This window comes from Tsukamurella pseudospumae (genome assembly GCF_001575195.1).
GTDB lineage: Bacteria > Actinomycetota > Actinomycetes > Mycobacteriales > Mycobacteriaceae > Tsukamurella > Tsukamurella pseudospumae.
In genome coordinates, this window is the sequence record NZ_LSRF01000033.1 from 16565 (window position 1) to 30373 (window position 13809).

At 71.2% G+C, this 13809-nt stretch carries 15 protein-coding genes; 9 read left to right on the forward strand and 6 right to left on the reverse strand.

The window, feature by feature from the left end; all coding sequences use genetic code 11:
• Window positions 1-5: 5 nt before the first annotated feature.
• Together AXK60_RS10605 and otsB are read left to right on the forward strand one after the other, a co-directional pair.
• A complete protein-coding gene (locus AXK60_RS10605; RefSeq protein WP_068571108.1) occupies window positions 6-1460 on the forward strand; it encodes an alpha,alpha-trehalose-phosphate synthase (UDP-forming) in 1455 nt (484 codons plus the stop codon).
• Window positions 1457-2218, forward strand: coding sequence for a trehalose-phosphatase (gene otsB / locus AXK60_RS10610; protein WP_068571109.1), 762 nt, complete (start codon window positions 1457-1459; stop codon window positions 2216-2218). Before AXK60_RS10605 ends, otsB begins: the two co-directional genes overlap by 4 nt.
• Window positions 2219-2559: 341 nt before the next feature.
• Here otsB and AXK60_RS10615 read toward each other — a convergent pair whose 3' ends face one another.
• From AXK60_RS10615 to AXK60_RS10625, 3 genes are read right to left on the reverse strand one after another with little or no spacing between them, the layout of a single operon-like run.
• On the reverse strand, window positions 2560-3402 hold the full coding sequence (locus AXK60_RS10615; RefSeq protein ID WP_139057883.1) for a transglutaminase-like domain-containing protein: 843 nt from the start codon (window positions 3400-3402) through the stop codon (window positions 2560-2562).
• Window positions 3369-4544: a L,D-transpeptidase gene (locus tag AXK60_RS10620; RefSeq protein ID WP_068571483.1), complete on the reverse strand. Its 1176-nt coding sequence runs from the start codon at window positions 4542-4544 to the stop codon at window positions 3369-3371. Before AXK60_RS10620 ends, AXK60_RS10615 begins: the two co-directional genes overlap by 34 nt.
• 19 nt (window positions 4545-4563) lie before the next feature.
• The gene (locus AXK60_RS10625; protein ID WP_068571111.1) at window positions 4564-5640 is read right to left on the reverse strand and encodes a UDP-N-acetylmuramate dehydrogenase; all 1077 of its coding nucleotides are present in this window, start codon (window positions 5638-5640) and stop codon (window positions 4564-4566) included.
• 24 nt (window positions 5641-5664) lie between these two features.
• On the opposite strand from AXK60_RS10625, the gene AXK60_RS10630 reads away from it, so the two are divergent.
• The 6 genes from AXK60_RS10630 (at window position 5665) to AXK60_RS10655 (ending at window position 10692) form a co-directional block, all read left to right on the forward strand.
• Entirely contained in the window at window positions 5665-6186 is a 522-nt protein-coding gene (locus AXK60_RS10630) for a DUF2505 domain-containing protein (protein WP_068571112.1), read from the forward strand.
• A 22-nt stretch (window positions 6187-6208) separates the two neighbouring features.
• Entirely contained in the window at window positions 6209-6715 is a 507-nt protein-coding gene (locus AXK60_RS10635; protein ID WP_068571113.1) for a DUF2505 domain-containing protein, read from the forward strand.
• A gap of 3 nt (window positions 6716-6718) precedes the next feature.
• A complete protein-coding gene (locus AXK60_RS10640; RefSeq protein ID WP_068571114.1) occupies window positions 6719-7501 on the forward strand; it encodes a methylase in 783 nt (260 codons plus the stop codon).
• A gap of 128 nt (window positions 7502-7629) precedes the next feature.
• Window positions 7630-8436 carry a carbon-nitrogen hydrolase family protein gene (locus tag AXK60_RS10645; protein ID WP_068571484.1) on the forward strand — a complete coding sequence of 269 codons (807 nt, stop codon included), beginning with the start codon at window positions 7630-7632 and terminating at the stop codon, window positions 8434-8436.
• Between the two features lie 16 nt (window positions 8437-8452).
• Window positions 8453-9391 (forward strand): LmeA family phospholipid-binding protein, encoded by a 939-nt coding sequence (locus AXK60_RS10650; RefSeq protein WP_068571115.1) that lies wholly within the window; start codon window positions 8453-8455, stop codon window positions 9389-9391.
• Between the two features lie 2 nt (window positions 9392-9393).
• A complete protein-coding gene (locus AXK60_RS10655; protein WP_197466785.1) occupies window positions 9394-10692 on the forward strand; it encodes a cytochrome P450 in 1299 nt (432 codons plus the stop codon).
• Window positions 10693-10728: 36 nt separating this feature from the next.
• Here the strand turns inward: AXK60_RS10655 and deoC are convergent, their stop codons facing one another.
• A complete protein-coding gene (gene deoC, locus AXK60_RS10660; RefSeq protein WP_068571486.1) occupies window positions 10729-11445 on the reverse strand; it encodes a deoxyribose-phosphate aldolase in 717 nt (238 codons plus the stop codon).
• Window positions 11446-11452: 7 nt separating this feature from the next.
• On the opposite strand from deoC, the gene purU reads away from it, so the two are divergent.
• A complete protein-coding gene (gene purU, locus AXK60_RS10665) occupies window positions 11453-12328 on the forward strand; it encodes a formyltetrahydrofolate deformylase (RefSeq protein WP_139057885.1) in 876 nt (291 codons plus the stop codon).
• 75 nt (window positions 12329-12403) lie between these two features.
• Here purU and AXK60_RS10670 read toward each other — a convergent pair whose 3' ends face one another.
• Window positions 12404-13456, reverse strand: coding sequence for an alpha/beta fold hydrolase (locus AXK60_RS10670; RefSeq protein WP_068571117.1), 1053 nt, complete (start codon window positions 13454-13456; stop codon window positions 12404-12406).
• 24 nt (window positions 13457-13480) lie between these two features.
• Window positions 13481-13777, reverse strand: coding sequence for a DUF2516 family protein (locus tag AXK60_RS10675; RefSeq protein ID WP_068571118.1), 297 nt, complete (start codon window positions 13775-13777; stop codon window positions 13481-13483).
• Window positions 13778-13809: the final 32 nt, after the last annotated feature.

Sequence of the window (13809 nt, forward strand, 5' to 3'; positions counted from 1 at the left end):
CCTCCATGCCCGCTGCGGCGTTCGGAACATCTGATTTCGTCGTCGTGGCGAACCGCCTACCCGTCGACGTCGAGAAGGCGCCCGACGGGGAGCTGATCTGGAAGGAATCCCCGGGCGGGCTGGTCACGGCCCTCAAACCCATTCTCAGCGCGCGCAACGGCGCGTGGGTGGGCTGGCCGGGCGCACCCGACATCGGGGACGGGGCCGACGATCCGATCCCCGGCGAGGACATGCTCCTCGTGCCCGTGAAGCTCAGCGCCCAGGAGGTCGAGGAGCACTACGAGGGCTTCTCCAACGGCAGCCTCTGGCCGCTGTACCACGACGTCATCGTCAAACCCGAGTACCACCGCGAGTGGTGGAACACCTACGTCGAGGTCAACCGTCGCTTCGCGGAGGAGACGGCGCGCATCGCCGCGGAGGGCGCCACCGTCTGGGTCCAGGACTACCAGCTGCAGCTGGTACCGAAGATGCTGCGCATGCTGCGGCCCGACGTCAAGATTGGCTTCTTCCTGCACATCCCGTTCCCCCCGGTCGAGCTGTTCATGCAGATGCCGTGGCGGCGCGAGATCATCGAGGGCATCCTCGGCGCCGACCTGGTCGGCTTCCACCTGCCGGGGGGCGCACAGAACTTCCTCTACCTGGCGGACAAGCTCGCCGGGTACTCCACCAGCCGGAACTCGATCGGGGTGCGCTCGAAGTTCGGCGTGGTCACCGTCGGGTTCCGTTCCGTCCGGGTGGGCGCGTTCCCCATCTCCATCGACTCCGCGGAGCTCACCGCGACCGCCAAGCTCCCGGAGACGCGCAAGCGCGCGCGGGCCCTGCGCAAGGAGCTCGGCGACCCGGAGAAGATCATGCTCGGCGTCGACCGACTCGACTACACCAAGGGCATCGACGTGCGGCTGCGCGCCATCGGCGAGCTGTACCAGGAGGGCCGGCTCGACCCCGAGCGACACATCTTCGTCCAGCTGGCGACCCCCTCGCGCGAGCGCGTCGAGTCGTACCGGGCGATGCGCGACGACATCGAGCTGCAGGTCGGCCGGATCAACGGCAACTTCGGTCGCATCGGCCACCCCGCCATCCACTACATCCACCGCCCCGTTCCGCGCCGCGAGCTACTGGCCTTCTTCGCCGCCTCCGATGTCATGCTGGTGACTCCGCTGCGCGACGGCATGAACCTCGTGGCCAAGGAGTACATCGCGTGCCGCACGGACTCCTCCGGCGCGCTCGTGCTCAGTGAGTTCACCGGCGCCGCCGCCGAGCTGCGCCAGGCGTACCAGTGCAATCCGCACGACCTGGAAGGCGTCAAGAACGCCATCGACGAGGCCGTGCACCAGGATCCCGAGGACGGCAAGCGCCGCATCCGCGCCATGCGCCGCCAGGTGCTGCAGTACGACGTCGACCGCTGGGCCCGCTCGTTCCTGCAGACGCTCGCCGGCACCGTCGACGAGACCCGGGCATGAGCCTGCACACGGCGCTCGAGCGGTTCGCCGCGCTGGGCACGGTCCTCGTGGCCACGGACTACGACGGCGTGCTCGCGCCGATCGTCTCCGATCCGGCCGCCGCGTTCCCGTTGCCGGGATCCGTTGCGGCACTGACCTCCTTGTCCGGGCTGCCGGGCGTGACGGTGGCCGTGGTGTCGGGCCGGGACCGCGCGACGCTGGGCCGGCTATCGGGCGTCGCCGCGCCGATCGTCACCGTCGGCAGTCACGGGGCGGAGTGGGCCGAGGGCTTCGAGGCCGCGTTGGGAGCGGACCTGCTCCAACTGCGGTCGACGGTGCTGTCCGCTCTGTCCGCGATCGCCGACCGGTTCCCGGGCGCGGCCGTCGAGCCGAAGCCGCTGGGCGGCGCGCTGCACGTCCGGAACGTGGTGGACCCGGCCGCCGGCGCGCAGGCCCTGCAGGAGGCCCGACGGGGCCCCGCCGCCCTCCCCGGCGTGCACGCCACGGAGGGCAAGGCCGTGCTGGAGCTGACGGTGCTCGACGCCTCGAAGGGCCGCGCCCTGACGGTGCTCCGGGAGCAGGTACGCGCCGACGCCGTCCTCTACCTCGGCGACGACGTGACCGACGAGAAGGCCTTCGCCGTGCTCGATGCGCCCCGCGACGTGTCGATCAAGGTCGATTCGGATCCGGCGGTCGTCACCGCCGCCCGGTTCCGCGTGGACGGGCCGGCCGAGGCGCGGTCGGTGTTCGAAGAGCTGGCGGCGCTGCGGCGCAGCTGAGCGGGCGGAGGGGCGCGTGTCGTTCCGAACAGCCATGCGTCCGGCGCATGCCCGACGTTTTCGCAGGTAGAAGCCGTTTTTCACCGGACTTGCCATGCGTGTCACGCATGCCTCACCACACTCGTTCCGGTTTCGCGGGGCGTAGAACCGAAGCTCCGGGCGGCGTCCGGGCAAGGTCAGGAACGCCAGTGGTCGCGGCGGTTCGGGCGCAGGTATGCACGAAACGCATACCCCGAACAACGAAACAACCCTTTGACCGGCAGATTCGAGGGTATACGTGGGGTGTATAGCTACTCGGCAGGACACGTCCCACGATGACCGCGCGCACTGCGCGGACGCGATCAGGCGATCGGGATCAGGGCGTACGGATCGTCGGCGGGGAGGGGCGCGAGGCTGTCGGCGGTCACCGTCAGGCGCTCGAACCGGATGGACCCGCCGTGGTTGTCGAGGAAGGCGATGTCGGCGGCGTCGCGTCCGGTGGCGATCCGGACCATCGCGGCTCGCGGGGCGAGCCCCGTCGCGTCGAGCACCCACCAGTGGCCGTCGACCATCACCTCGGCGACGGCGTGGAAGTCCATCGGGTCGCAGCCGGGCGCGAAGACCGCGGACATCCGGGCCGGCAGCTTCAGCGCGCGCAGCAGCGCGATGGTCAGGTGCGCGTAGTCCCGGCACACGCCGGCGGACGCCAGCAGGGTGTCGGAGGCACCGTCGACGGACCTGCTGACGGGCAGGTAGTCGAGCCGCCCCGCCACGAACTCCCGCACCGCCACAGCACGCTGCGCGTCGCCGGTCACGCCGGCGAACTGCTTGGCGGCGAACCCGAAGAACCGGTCGACCTCGCAGTACCGGGAGGGCCGCAGGTACAGCGAGCGCAGGTACTCGTCGACCGGCTCGGGCAGCGCGAACCCCGCGACCTGCGCGTGGTACTCGAGAAGCACCTTCCCGGGGGCCGCATCGACGCGATGGATCCGGCCGCCGTGCGGCCCGACGACCTCCCGGATGGGGAGCGGCGCACCGTCGAGCGTGACGGCGAGGGACTCCTGCACGGCAAGACCCGGCACACGCGCGACGGTGGCCTGGTACTCGAGGACCGTGGGCGCGACGACGGTGCACGCGACGCGCGCCGACATCGCCCGCGCGCCGGGAACGACTACTTCTGGCGGAGCGCCGACATCGATTGCCACGTCGGCCAGTCTAGGGTCCAGTCGTAGATGTCCCCGTCGGCCTCCGACAACTCGATCGACGTGCCCGTGACCTCGACCGGGTCACCGAAGATCGCGCTCTGGAAGTAGGTCTGTGCGTTCTCGAGCGACAGGTTGATGCAGCCGTTGGTCACGTTCGAGCTGCCCTGGTTCCCGACGGTGCCCGGGTTGGCGTGGATGAACTCGCCGTTGTTGGAGATCCGCACCGCCCAGCGCTCGTGCACGTTGAAGTACCCGGCGGCGGGGTTGGACATGTAGAAGTCCTCGTGCTTCTCGCTGACCACGTGGATGCCGGACCGCGTGATGTTGCGCGGCAGGTCCGCCTCGCCGTAGGAGCAGGGCAGGTCGAGGAAGACCTGGTCGCCGCGCATCACCCGGATCCGGTGCGACGGGGCCGAGGCCTTGACGATCTGCGACCGGCCGATCACGAAGCTGCTGGTCACGTCGTCGGCACCGTACTTGCCGCCGCCATGGTCGAGGCCGTACAACTTGCCCGTCATCGACACCTTGGTGCCCGGCTTGTAGTACTCGCGGGGCCGCCAGTGCGCGCGGGAGCCGTTGTCCTCGGGCAGCCACGCCCACGCGCCCTCGGTCGGCGGGGTCGTGACCACCTGCAGCGCCTTCTCGACGGCCGCCTTGTCCTGGACGGTGCCCGCGAACTTGAGGATCAGGGGCGCTGCGATGCCGACCTCGGCATCGTCGGCGATGTTGATCTGGACGGACATCGTCGCGTCGGGCGAGACGACGGAGACCTTGCCGTCGAGGCTCGACCAGGTCCCACCGGCACCGTCGGCCGCGCCGGACCAGGCGTACGTCGCGCCGTAGCCGAGCGGCTCCGCGGTTGAGTACGTCACACCGTCCGGGGAGGCGGTCAGTTTCACCTGTTTCCCGGTGGCGCTGTTGGTCAGTGCGACGCCGGGCCGGAAGGTACCGCCCTGCACGCTCACGGACACGGTGTCGCGGGGGCCGATCTTCTTGTCCCCCGACGGCGTGTATACGAATTTGGGCGCATCGGCCCTGGTCTCGGCGGTATCGCCCGGCTTGTTGCACGCGGTCGCGACGACGGCCACCGTCGCCGCCGCACCACCGAGGAAGGCGCGCCGACCGAAGGGCGCGCGAAACATGTCGAACACCCTATGGATTCTACCGGCGGGACGAGGGCAGTTCCGCACCCACGAGGACCGGCTCCGGATGCAGCTCGACCCCGAATCGGGCGAACACCCCATCTCGGACCTCGGCCGCCAGCGCGAGCAACTCGGTGGTCGTGCCCGTCCCGCGGTTGGTGAGCGCGAGCGTGTGTTTCGTCGACAGTGAGACTCCCGTCCGGCCTCCCGCGAAGCCCTTGTGGAAGCCCGCCCGCTCGATCAGCCAGCCCGCGGACAGCTTGATCCCCGCCGGCGCGGGGTACCGCGGCGTGCTCTCGCCCGCGGCCTCCTCGACCCGCGCGACCGCGGCGTCGTCGGGCACCACCGGGTTGGTGAAGAAGGACCCGACGCTCCACGTGTCGTGGTCGGCGGGGTCGAGCACCATGCCCTTGCTCCGGCGCAGCGCCAGCACCTCGGCCCGCGCTCGGGAGGGCTCCACGGTGCCGCCCGCCTCGGCTCCCAGGGCCCGCGCGAGCTCCCCGTACCGGACGGGGGCGGAGGCACCGTCGGTCAGGGCGAACCGGACGCGCAGGACGACGTCGGCGGGGCCGACATCTGCGGCGGAGCCCGCAGGGCCGCTCGCGCTGTGCTGCTTGAGGCGCGACGTGCGGTAGGCGAGGCCGAGGGTCTCGGGCGCGACCCACGCCGTCTCCCCGGTCGCGCGATGGTAGAGCTCGACGGCGTCGAGCCAGGACGCGACCTCGACGCCGTACGCCCCCACGTTCTGCACGGGCGTCGCGCCCGCGGAGCCGGGGATGCCGGAGAGGCACTCGAGGCCGCCGAGGCCGGCGTCGACGGATGCCGAGACGACATCGTCCCAGACCGCGCCCGCGTCCGCGGTGAGCGTCGTTCCCTCGATCTCGATCCTGTCGCCGCGCAGGTGGACGACGGTGCCGTCGAAGCCGGCGTCGGCGACCACCAGGTTGGAGCCGCCACCGACCAGCAGCACGGGCTCGCCGGCGGCGTCGCACCGCGCGACCTCCCGCGCGGTCTCGGCGGCGCTCTCGCACCGCACGTACGCGCGTGCGGGGCCGCCCAGGCGCAGCGTGGTCAACTCCGATAGCAGTTCAGGCACACCGCAACGGTAACGTGTCCCCCCATGACTACCCGTCTCGAACGCTCGCTCGACTACGCCACCGGTCCGGCCGCCCTGCACGCCGCGTTCACCGACGCCGCGTACTGGCCCGCCCGCGTGGCCGAGGTCGGCGGCGAGGGCGCGCGGGTCGCGGAGCTGACCGTCACGGGCGAGGGTGCCGGCGCGTCGGTGCGCGTGCTCGTGGTGCACGTGATCGGTGAGGACAAGCTGCCGCCCGTCGTGACCGCGATCCGGCCCGGCGGCCTGGAGATCCACCGCGTCGAGGAGTGGGGCCCGTTCGACGGCACCCGCTGCGAGGGCCGCTTCTCCGCCGACATCCAGGGCGTGCCCGCCCAGCTGTCCGGGACGACGGTGCTCGAGGGCGCGCCCGGCGCGGACGGCACCGCCCGCATCACCGCCGACGGCGAGGCCAGCGTGTCGATCCCGTTCGTCGCGAAGAAGGTCGAGTCGCTGGTGGTGGAGAACCTGCAGGAGCTCATGGAGGGCGAGCGCGAGTTCACGCTGCAGTGGATCGCCGAGCACTGATCCCCGAGTAAGGTCTCCCCTCATGGCACGACGTCTCAGCTATTCGGCGCGCTTCCCGTTCCCCGCGCAGGTCTTCTACGACGCGTACTCCACCAAGGAGTACTGGACTGAGAAGATGACCGACTTCCGCAACCTCACCCCGCTGTCCGAGCTCACCGAGTTCGACGTCGACGACGAGGGCATCACGGTCGTCCAGAAGCAGAACCTGCCGCACGAGTACCTGCCGCCGATCGCGCAGGGCGTCGTGAAGAAGGACATGATCATCACACGCCAGGAGTTCTACGGCGCCTGGGACGGCGAGCACTCGATCGGCGACTACAAGGCGTCGATCCCCGCGGGCCCCGGCTCGCTCAAGGGCGAGGCCGACCTGTTCAACACCGAGACCGGCTGCACCATGCGCTACACCAGCGTGGTGAAGGTGTTCGTGCCCTTCGTCGGCACCAAGCTCGAGCAGCTGATCCTCATCAACCTCGTGGACCTGTTCCGCGCCGAGGCCGAGTACCTCAAGTACTGGGTCGACAAGCACTGACCCGTGGCCGCGCCGCAGGGCCGGATCACCCGCGGCACGACCGGACTCAACCGTCTCCGGCGCAGTGACCGCTGGTCGGCGCACTCCCCCGCCGTCGTGGCGGCGCTCGCCGGCCCCGCTCCGCTCGCCGTCGACGTGGGCTACGGCGCCCGTCCGAACACCACCCTCGAGTGGGTGTCCTGGCTGCGCCGCGTCAGTCCCTCCGTGCGGGTCACGGGCTTGGAGATCGACCCCGCCCGGGTGGTCCCCGGCCGCGACGGGGTCGAGTTCGCCCGCGGCGGCTTCGAGCTCGCCGGCCTCCGGCCGAATCTCGTGCGCGCCTTCAACGTGCTGCGGCAGTACGACGAAGCCGAGGTGTCCGACGCCTGGGCCACAGTCGTCTCGCGGCTCGCCCCGGACGGGGTCTTCATCGAGGGCACGTGCGACGAGCTGGGCCGACGGTGCTGCTGGCTCACCCTGGGTGCGTCGGCGGACGCCGCTCCGGTGCCGCGCACGCTCACGCTGGCGTGGCACCCGGGATTCACCGACCACCCCTCCGACCTGGCGGAACGGCTGCCGAAGGCCCTCATCCACCACAACGTCCCGGGCGAGCGGATCCACGACCTGCTCACGCTCGCGGACCGCTGCTGGGACGAGTCCGCCGGTTACGCGCCGTACGGCAACCGCATCCGGTGGCGGGCCGCCGGGGCGGTGCTGGCCCGGCGGACCGACGGTGCCGCCCGCCCGCCGCGTCGCCCCGTCCGGGACAACCTGCTCACGGTCGACTGGGAGCTCGTCGCGCCGTAGTCGGTTCACGATCTGGACTTCTGCGGCACAGGACGTGCCACACGCGGCCCTGCACTGCCGCAGAACTCGACATCGTGAGCCGCGCGACCTATCGAACGCGAGTCAGTAGTGTGGTGCGCATGACATCGCTGACCGTCGCGCTGGCGCAGATCGAGGCCACCGCAGATCCCGCCGCCAACGCGGCGCTGGTCGAGGACGGTCTGCGCCGCGCCGCGGACGCCGGCGCGCAGCTCGCGGTGTTCCCCGAGGCCACGATGTGCCGGTTCGGCGTCCCGCTCGGACCCGTCGCCGAGCCCCTCGACGGCCCGTGGGCCACCCGCATCGCCGCGGCGACCGCCGCCACCGGCGTGCACGTGGTCGCGGGCGTGTTCACGCCCGGCTCCGACGGCCGCGTCCGCAACACGCTGCTGTCCGCCGCGCCGGACGGCACGATCGCGCACTACGACAAGGTGCACCTCTACGACGCCTTCGGCTTCGCCGAGTCGCGCACCGTCGAACCGGGTGACCGGGCCGTCATCGTGCACGTCGGGGAGGTCGCCGTCGGGCTGAGCACCTGTTACGACCTGCGTTTCCCCGCCCTCTACCAGGCGCTCGCCGATGCCGGTGCGCAGGTGATCGTCGCGCCCGCATCGTGGGGCGACGGCCCCGGCAAGCTCGACGCCTTCACCACGCTGGCCCGCGCCCGCGCACTCGACTCGACCACGTTCGTCGTCGCCGTCGACCAGGCGCGGCCCTCCGACGCCGAGCCCGGCAGCGCCCCGCGCGGTGTGGGCGGCTCGCTGGCCGTCGGGCCCGACGGTGCCGTGCTCGCCTCCGCGGGCGCCGCCCCGGAGCAGATCGTCGTCGACCTGCCGCTGGACCGGCTCGACGAGGTGCGGGCCGTGCTGCCCGTGCTGACCAACCGTAGGGACTTCACCGTCTCCACCCAGGGATGAGGAACAATCGCCACCGATGGACACGAACCCGAACCACCCGCAGAACCCCGGCCCGCAGCATCCGGCCCCGCAGAACGTCGGCCCGCAGGACGGCCTGACGCGGCCGATCGAGTCTGCGGCGCGGCCCTCAGGCGCGCACGCGCGACCCGAGCCCGGCCAGCAGCCGCCGGTGCCGCCCGCCCAGATCCCGCCCAGCGGACCGTCGGGACAGGGAGGCCCGGGCGGCCCCGGTAAGCCCCCGAAGGCGAAGCGGTCCACCGGCAAGCTGATCGGATTGATCGCGGCGGGACTGGTCGCGCTCGTCGTGATCGCGTTCGTCGGTATCGAGCTGTACGTGCGCAACCACATCGAGGGTTGCCTCGCGGACAACATCAAGGGCGGCGCCAAGGCCAACGACGTCTCGGTCTCCTTCGCCAAGACGCCCATGCTGATCCAGAACGCGAGCGGCAAGATGTCGTCGATCGACATCAACATCGACGGCATGCAGGGCACCTCGGGCCTCAACGTGCACATCCTGCTCAAGGGCGTCGATCCCAGCGGCGACAACAAGATCGACGACGCGACCATCCTGGGTGAGTTCACCGCCGACGGCATCAAGAACAAGGTCTCGCAGGTGCCCCTCCTGTCCGACCCGAAGGTCACCCTGAATCCGTCCGCCAACCAGATCGAGATCACGACGGGCCTCATCACGATCAATCTCACGCCGTCCATCAAGGACAACAAGGTGGTGCTGACCGCCAGCAAGGCCTCGATCTTCGGCTTCGGCGTCCCCGACGATCTGGCGCAGCAGGTGATCACCGCGATCGCCGACATCCCGACCCCCAACGGCCTGACCGCGAGCGACCTGAAGATGACCGACCAGGCCGTCAGCGTGCGCTACTCGGGCCAGAACGTGCTGCCCAAGGACATCGAGAGCGGCAACGACGTGGGCGCCACCAACTGCTCGGTGCTCTGACGATGCTGCTGCCGGCGGCGCTGGCGACCCGGGTGCGCTGGGGGATCATGCACGGCCTCCCCCGGCGCGCCCTGCCGCGGCGCGCCGAGCGCGGCGACCGCATGGCCCAGATGCTGCTCGGCTACGGCGAACCCGGGTCGCAGTACGAGGTCTTCGACGCGCTGCGGGCGGAGGGGCCGCTCGTGCGCAGCGAGGTCGGCGCCACCACCGCGGATCACGCGGTGTGCCGGGAGATCCTGCGCGACCAGCGCTTCGGCACCGTCCAGACCGCGGACTTCGGTTTCCCGGGGCCGCTGCTCCGTCTCCTGGAGCTGCTCGACCCGCAGCTGCCCAACCCCGTCGAGCCGCCGTCGATGCTGGTCAGCGAGCCGCCGGCGCACACTGCCTACCGACACCCGATCGCGAAGACCTTCACGCCCCGGTCCATCGAGCAGCTCACCGACCGCGCGCGCACGGTGACCGCCTCGCTCCTGGACGCGATGGCGGAGGCGCCCGCGCCCGACCTGGTCCGCGACTTCGCGGCGAGGCTGCCGGTCACCATGATCGGGCGGCTCCTCGGCCTGCCCGAGAAGGACGACGACTACATGCTCGAGTGGGGCGAGGCCGCGGCGCCGCTGCTCGACCCGGGTCTGTCGTGGCCCGTCTACCGGCGCTCGCAGGTCGCGCTGACCGGGCTGCGCGAGTACCTCACCGCGCACTTCGCGCGGGTGCGCGCCGACCCCGACGCCGACGCCGACCATCCGTTCGCCCTCCTCGCCTCGAGCGGCGAGCTGTCGGACCGCGAGCTCATTGCGAACGCGGCGCTGCTCATCGGGGCGGGCTTCGAGACGACCGTCAACCTGATCGGCAACGGCATCGCCCTGCTGCTGGCGCACCCGGACCAGCTGGCGATCCTGCGGGAGCGCCCCGAACTGTGGCCGAACGCCGTCGAGGAGGTCCTGCGCTTCTCGAGCCCCATCCAGCGCACGGCGCGCGTCGCGCGGGAGGACGTGGAGGTCGCGGGCGTACGCATCGGACGCGGCACCATGGTCTCGCTGCAGCTCGCCGGCGCGAACCGCGACCCGAAGGTCTTCGACCGGCCGAACGAGTTCGACGTGACTCGCCCCGACGCGAAGAAGAACGTCAGCTTCGGCTACGGCATCCACGCCTGCATCGGCGCCGCGCTGGCGCGGATGGAGGGCGCCGTCGCCCTGTCCGGGCTGTTCGAGCGCTACCCCGCGGTCGCCCTGTCCGACGGTGCGCGGCATCGCGGGCTCTCGACCCTGTACGGGTACGCCGCGCTCCCGGCCCGCCTGCGCTGAGCCCGGCGCACCGTCGGGCGGCCCGACGGTGCCGGCCTACTCCGGGAAGCCCGCCAGCACGGCGCGCGAGCCGGAGAGGCCGAGCCGGTTGGCACCGGCGTCGATCATCTCCTGCGCGGCCTCGGCCGTGCGGATGCCACCGGAGGCCTTGACGCCCACGTCGGGACCGACTGCGGCGCGCATGATGCGCACCGCCTCGGCGGACGCGCCGCCGCTGGGGTGGAAGCCGGTGGAGGTCTTGACGAAGGTCGCGCCGCCCTTGACGGACCGCTTGCACACCTCGGTGAGCAAGTCTGCGTCGCCGAACTCGAGCAGCGCGGCGGACTCGACGATGACCTTGAGCACGGGATCGGCGCCGATGGCCTCGCGGACCGTCAGCACGTCGGCGAAGACGCGGTCCAGCTCCCCGGCGAGGGCGAGTCCGACGTCGATCACCATGTCGACCTCGTGCGCGCCCTCCTCGATCGCCATCCGCGCCTCGGCGGCCTTGATGAGCGTGTGGTGCTTACCGGACGGGAATCCGGCGACGACGCAGGTCCGGGGAGCCCAGCGCCCGCCGGCGGCGTGCGCCTCCTGCGCGTCGATCGCGACGCGCAGCGGCAGCATCGACGGCGACAGGCAGACGGCGTAGACCCCCAGGTCCAGCCCCTCCTGGTAGGCCGCAGCAGCGGCGGCCTCGGTGGCCTCCGGCTTGAGCAGGGTGTGATCGACGAGGGCGGCGACTTCGGAGCGTGTGAGCACGTTTGAGACGATACCGTCCGTGACCCGCGATACCCGCTATGTCCTGACCCTGGGCTGCCCCGACACCACCGGCATCGTCGCCCGCATCTCGACCTTCCTCGCCGACGTCGGCGGATGGATCGTCGAGGCCGCGTACCACTCCGACGCCGACTCCGGCTGGTTCTTCACCCGCCAGGCGGTCCGGGCGGACAGCGTCTCCCTGTCGCTGGACGAGCTGCGCGCGCGGTTCGCCGCCGAGGTCGCCGCGGAGCTCGGCCCCGAGACGGAGTGGCGCCTGACCTCGAGCGCCGAGCCGAAGGACATCGTCCTGCTGGTCAGCAAGGAGGGGCACTGCCTGCACGACATCGTCGGGCGGGTCGCGACGGGTGAGCTGAACGCGCGCATCGCCGCCGTCATCGGCAACCACGAGGACCTGCGCGATTTCACCGAGCGCCTCGACATCCCGTTCCACCACGTGCCCTTCCCCGGGCCGGGCGCGGACAAGTCCGCGGCCTTCGCTCGCGTCGCGGAACTCACTGATGCGCTGAACCCCGACGCGGTGGTCCTGGCCCGGTTCATGCAGGTGCTGCCTGCGGATCTCTGCGCGGCGTGGGCGGGGCGGGCGATCAACATCCACCACAGCTTCCTGCCGTCCTTCGTCGGCGCGCGGCCGTATCACCAGGCCTTCGCCCGCGGCGTGAAGCTGATCGGCGCGACCTGCCACTACGTGACCGCCGACCTCGACGCCGGCCCGATCATCGAGCAGGACGTGGCCCGCGTGGATCACGCCGACGCCGCCGCGGACATGGTGCTCCGCGGCCGCGACATCGAGAAGGTCGTGCTGGCCCGCGGCCTGCGCTGGCACCTCGAGAACCGGGTCCTCGTGCACGGCCGCAAGACCGTCGTCTTCTCCTGACGCGATTGAACACCGTTATGGAGAAACCGACCTGCGGGTTCCCCCTCCATAACGGTGTTCAATTGCGACGGTGCGCTACTCCGGGGCGCCGGACGCGACGGGCCGACCGTCGAGGATGGAGTCGAGGAGGGCATTGAGCTTCTCCGGCTGCTCCAGCGGCAGCATGTGGCCGGAGTCGCGGATCACGGCGAACCGGTCGAGATATCCGGAGACGCGCAGCTCTCCGGCGATGACATCGGCGTCGGACGGCGGCGTCAGGTGGTCGTATTGGCCGACCACCACCGAGGTGGGGACGGTCAGCGTGCGCAGGCCGTCGGTCACGTCGAGCCCGGCCAGCACGTGGCCCCACTCGCCCCGGACGTCGGGCGGGCACGTGGCGAGCATGTCCTCGGTGTACTTCACGGCGCCGTAGGAGGCGTAGCCGCACAGCGCCGAGTACCGGATCACGGCGGTGTGCAGGCGGTTGTTGCGGACCCGCACGGGCGCTCCCAGCACGGCGTCGCCGAGGCGGTCGGTGAAGCGCGGCACGAGCCGCGGGAGTGCAGCGAGCGGCGTCGCACCGACGAAGTTCGCTACGGCCTCGCGGGCGTAGGTGGACACGAGCACCGCGTGGTGCGCGTACCGCTCGACCTCGTCGGAGTACTTGCCGGCCCACGCCATGATCGTGATGGCGCCCATGCTGTGGCCGACGAGCAGCGCCTGCTTCCCGTCCGGCACGTGGGCCTCGAGGACGGCGTGCAGGTCGTCGGCGAGGACGTCGGTGGAGAACGCGAACGCGCCGGCCTCGGACTCGCCGTGGCCGCGCTGATCGTAGCCGATCACGCGGTAGCCGCGCGCGACGAGGTGCTCGACCTGGCGCGGGAAGTTGGTCACGTTGCACGTCCAGCCGTGGATCAGCACCGCGAGCGGACCGTCGACGGGGCCCCAGACGCGGGTGTGCAGCCGGGTCCCGTCACCGGAGACGACGGTGCCGTCCTCGGACGGGCCGTCGTAGTCCTCGATCAGCTTGGCGTTGGCCGGCTCCGTCGGCGACGACAGCGCGTACGCGGCGGCACCGGCGGCGACCGCCGCGGCACCGGCTCCGAGGGCGCCGAGCGCACCGACGACGAGCTTGCTGGAGATCTTCATGCGACCAACCTTACTAACTAATGCTCAATAGCGCGGGCGGCGGACCTCGTCCAGCTTGGGCTTGACGTCCAGCATGTAGACCAGGACGCCGATCGCCCCGATCACCAGCCCCATGCCATTGAGACCGGCCAGGGCCAGCAGTATGCACGCGACGAGCGTCAGCGACCAGTACTTCTTCTGCCACTTCCCGGTGGCCCGGAAGGCGTCCTCGGGCGCACGCAGAGCGTGCACCAGCGCGAACAGCCCGCCACCGACGATGAGCACTGTCACCACCAGATAGGCGTAGAAAGTCACGGAGCCGAACGCGTACAGCAGGTTCATGGCACCAGCCTAAAGGTCGGGCGCCCGGCGGC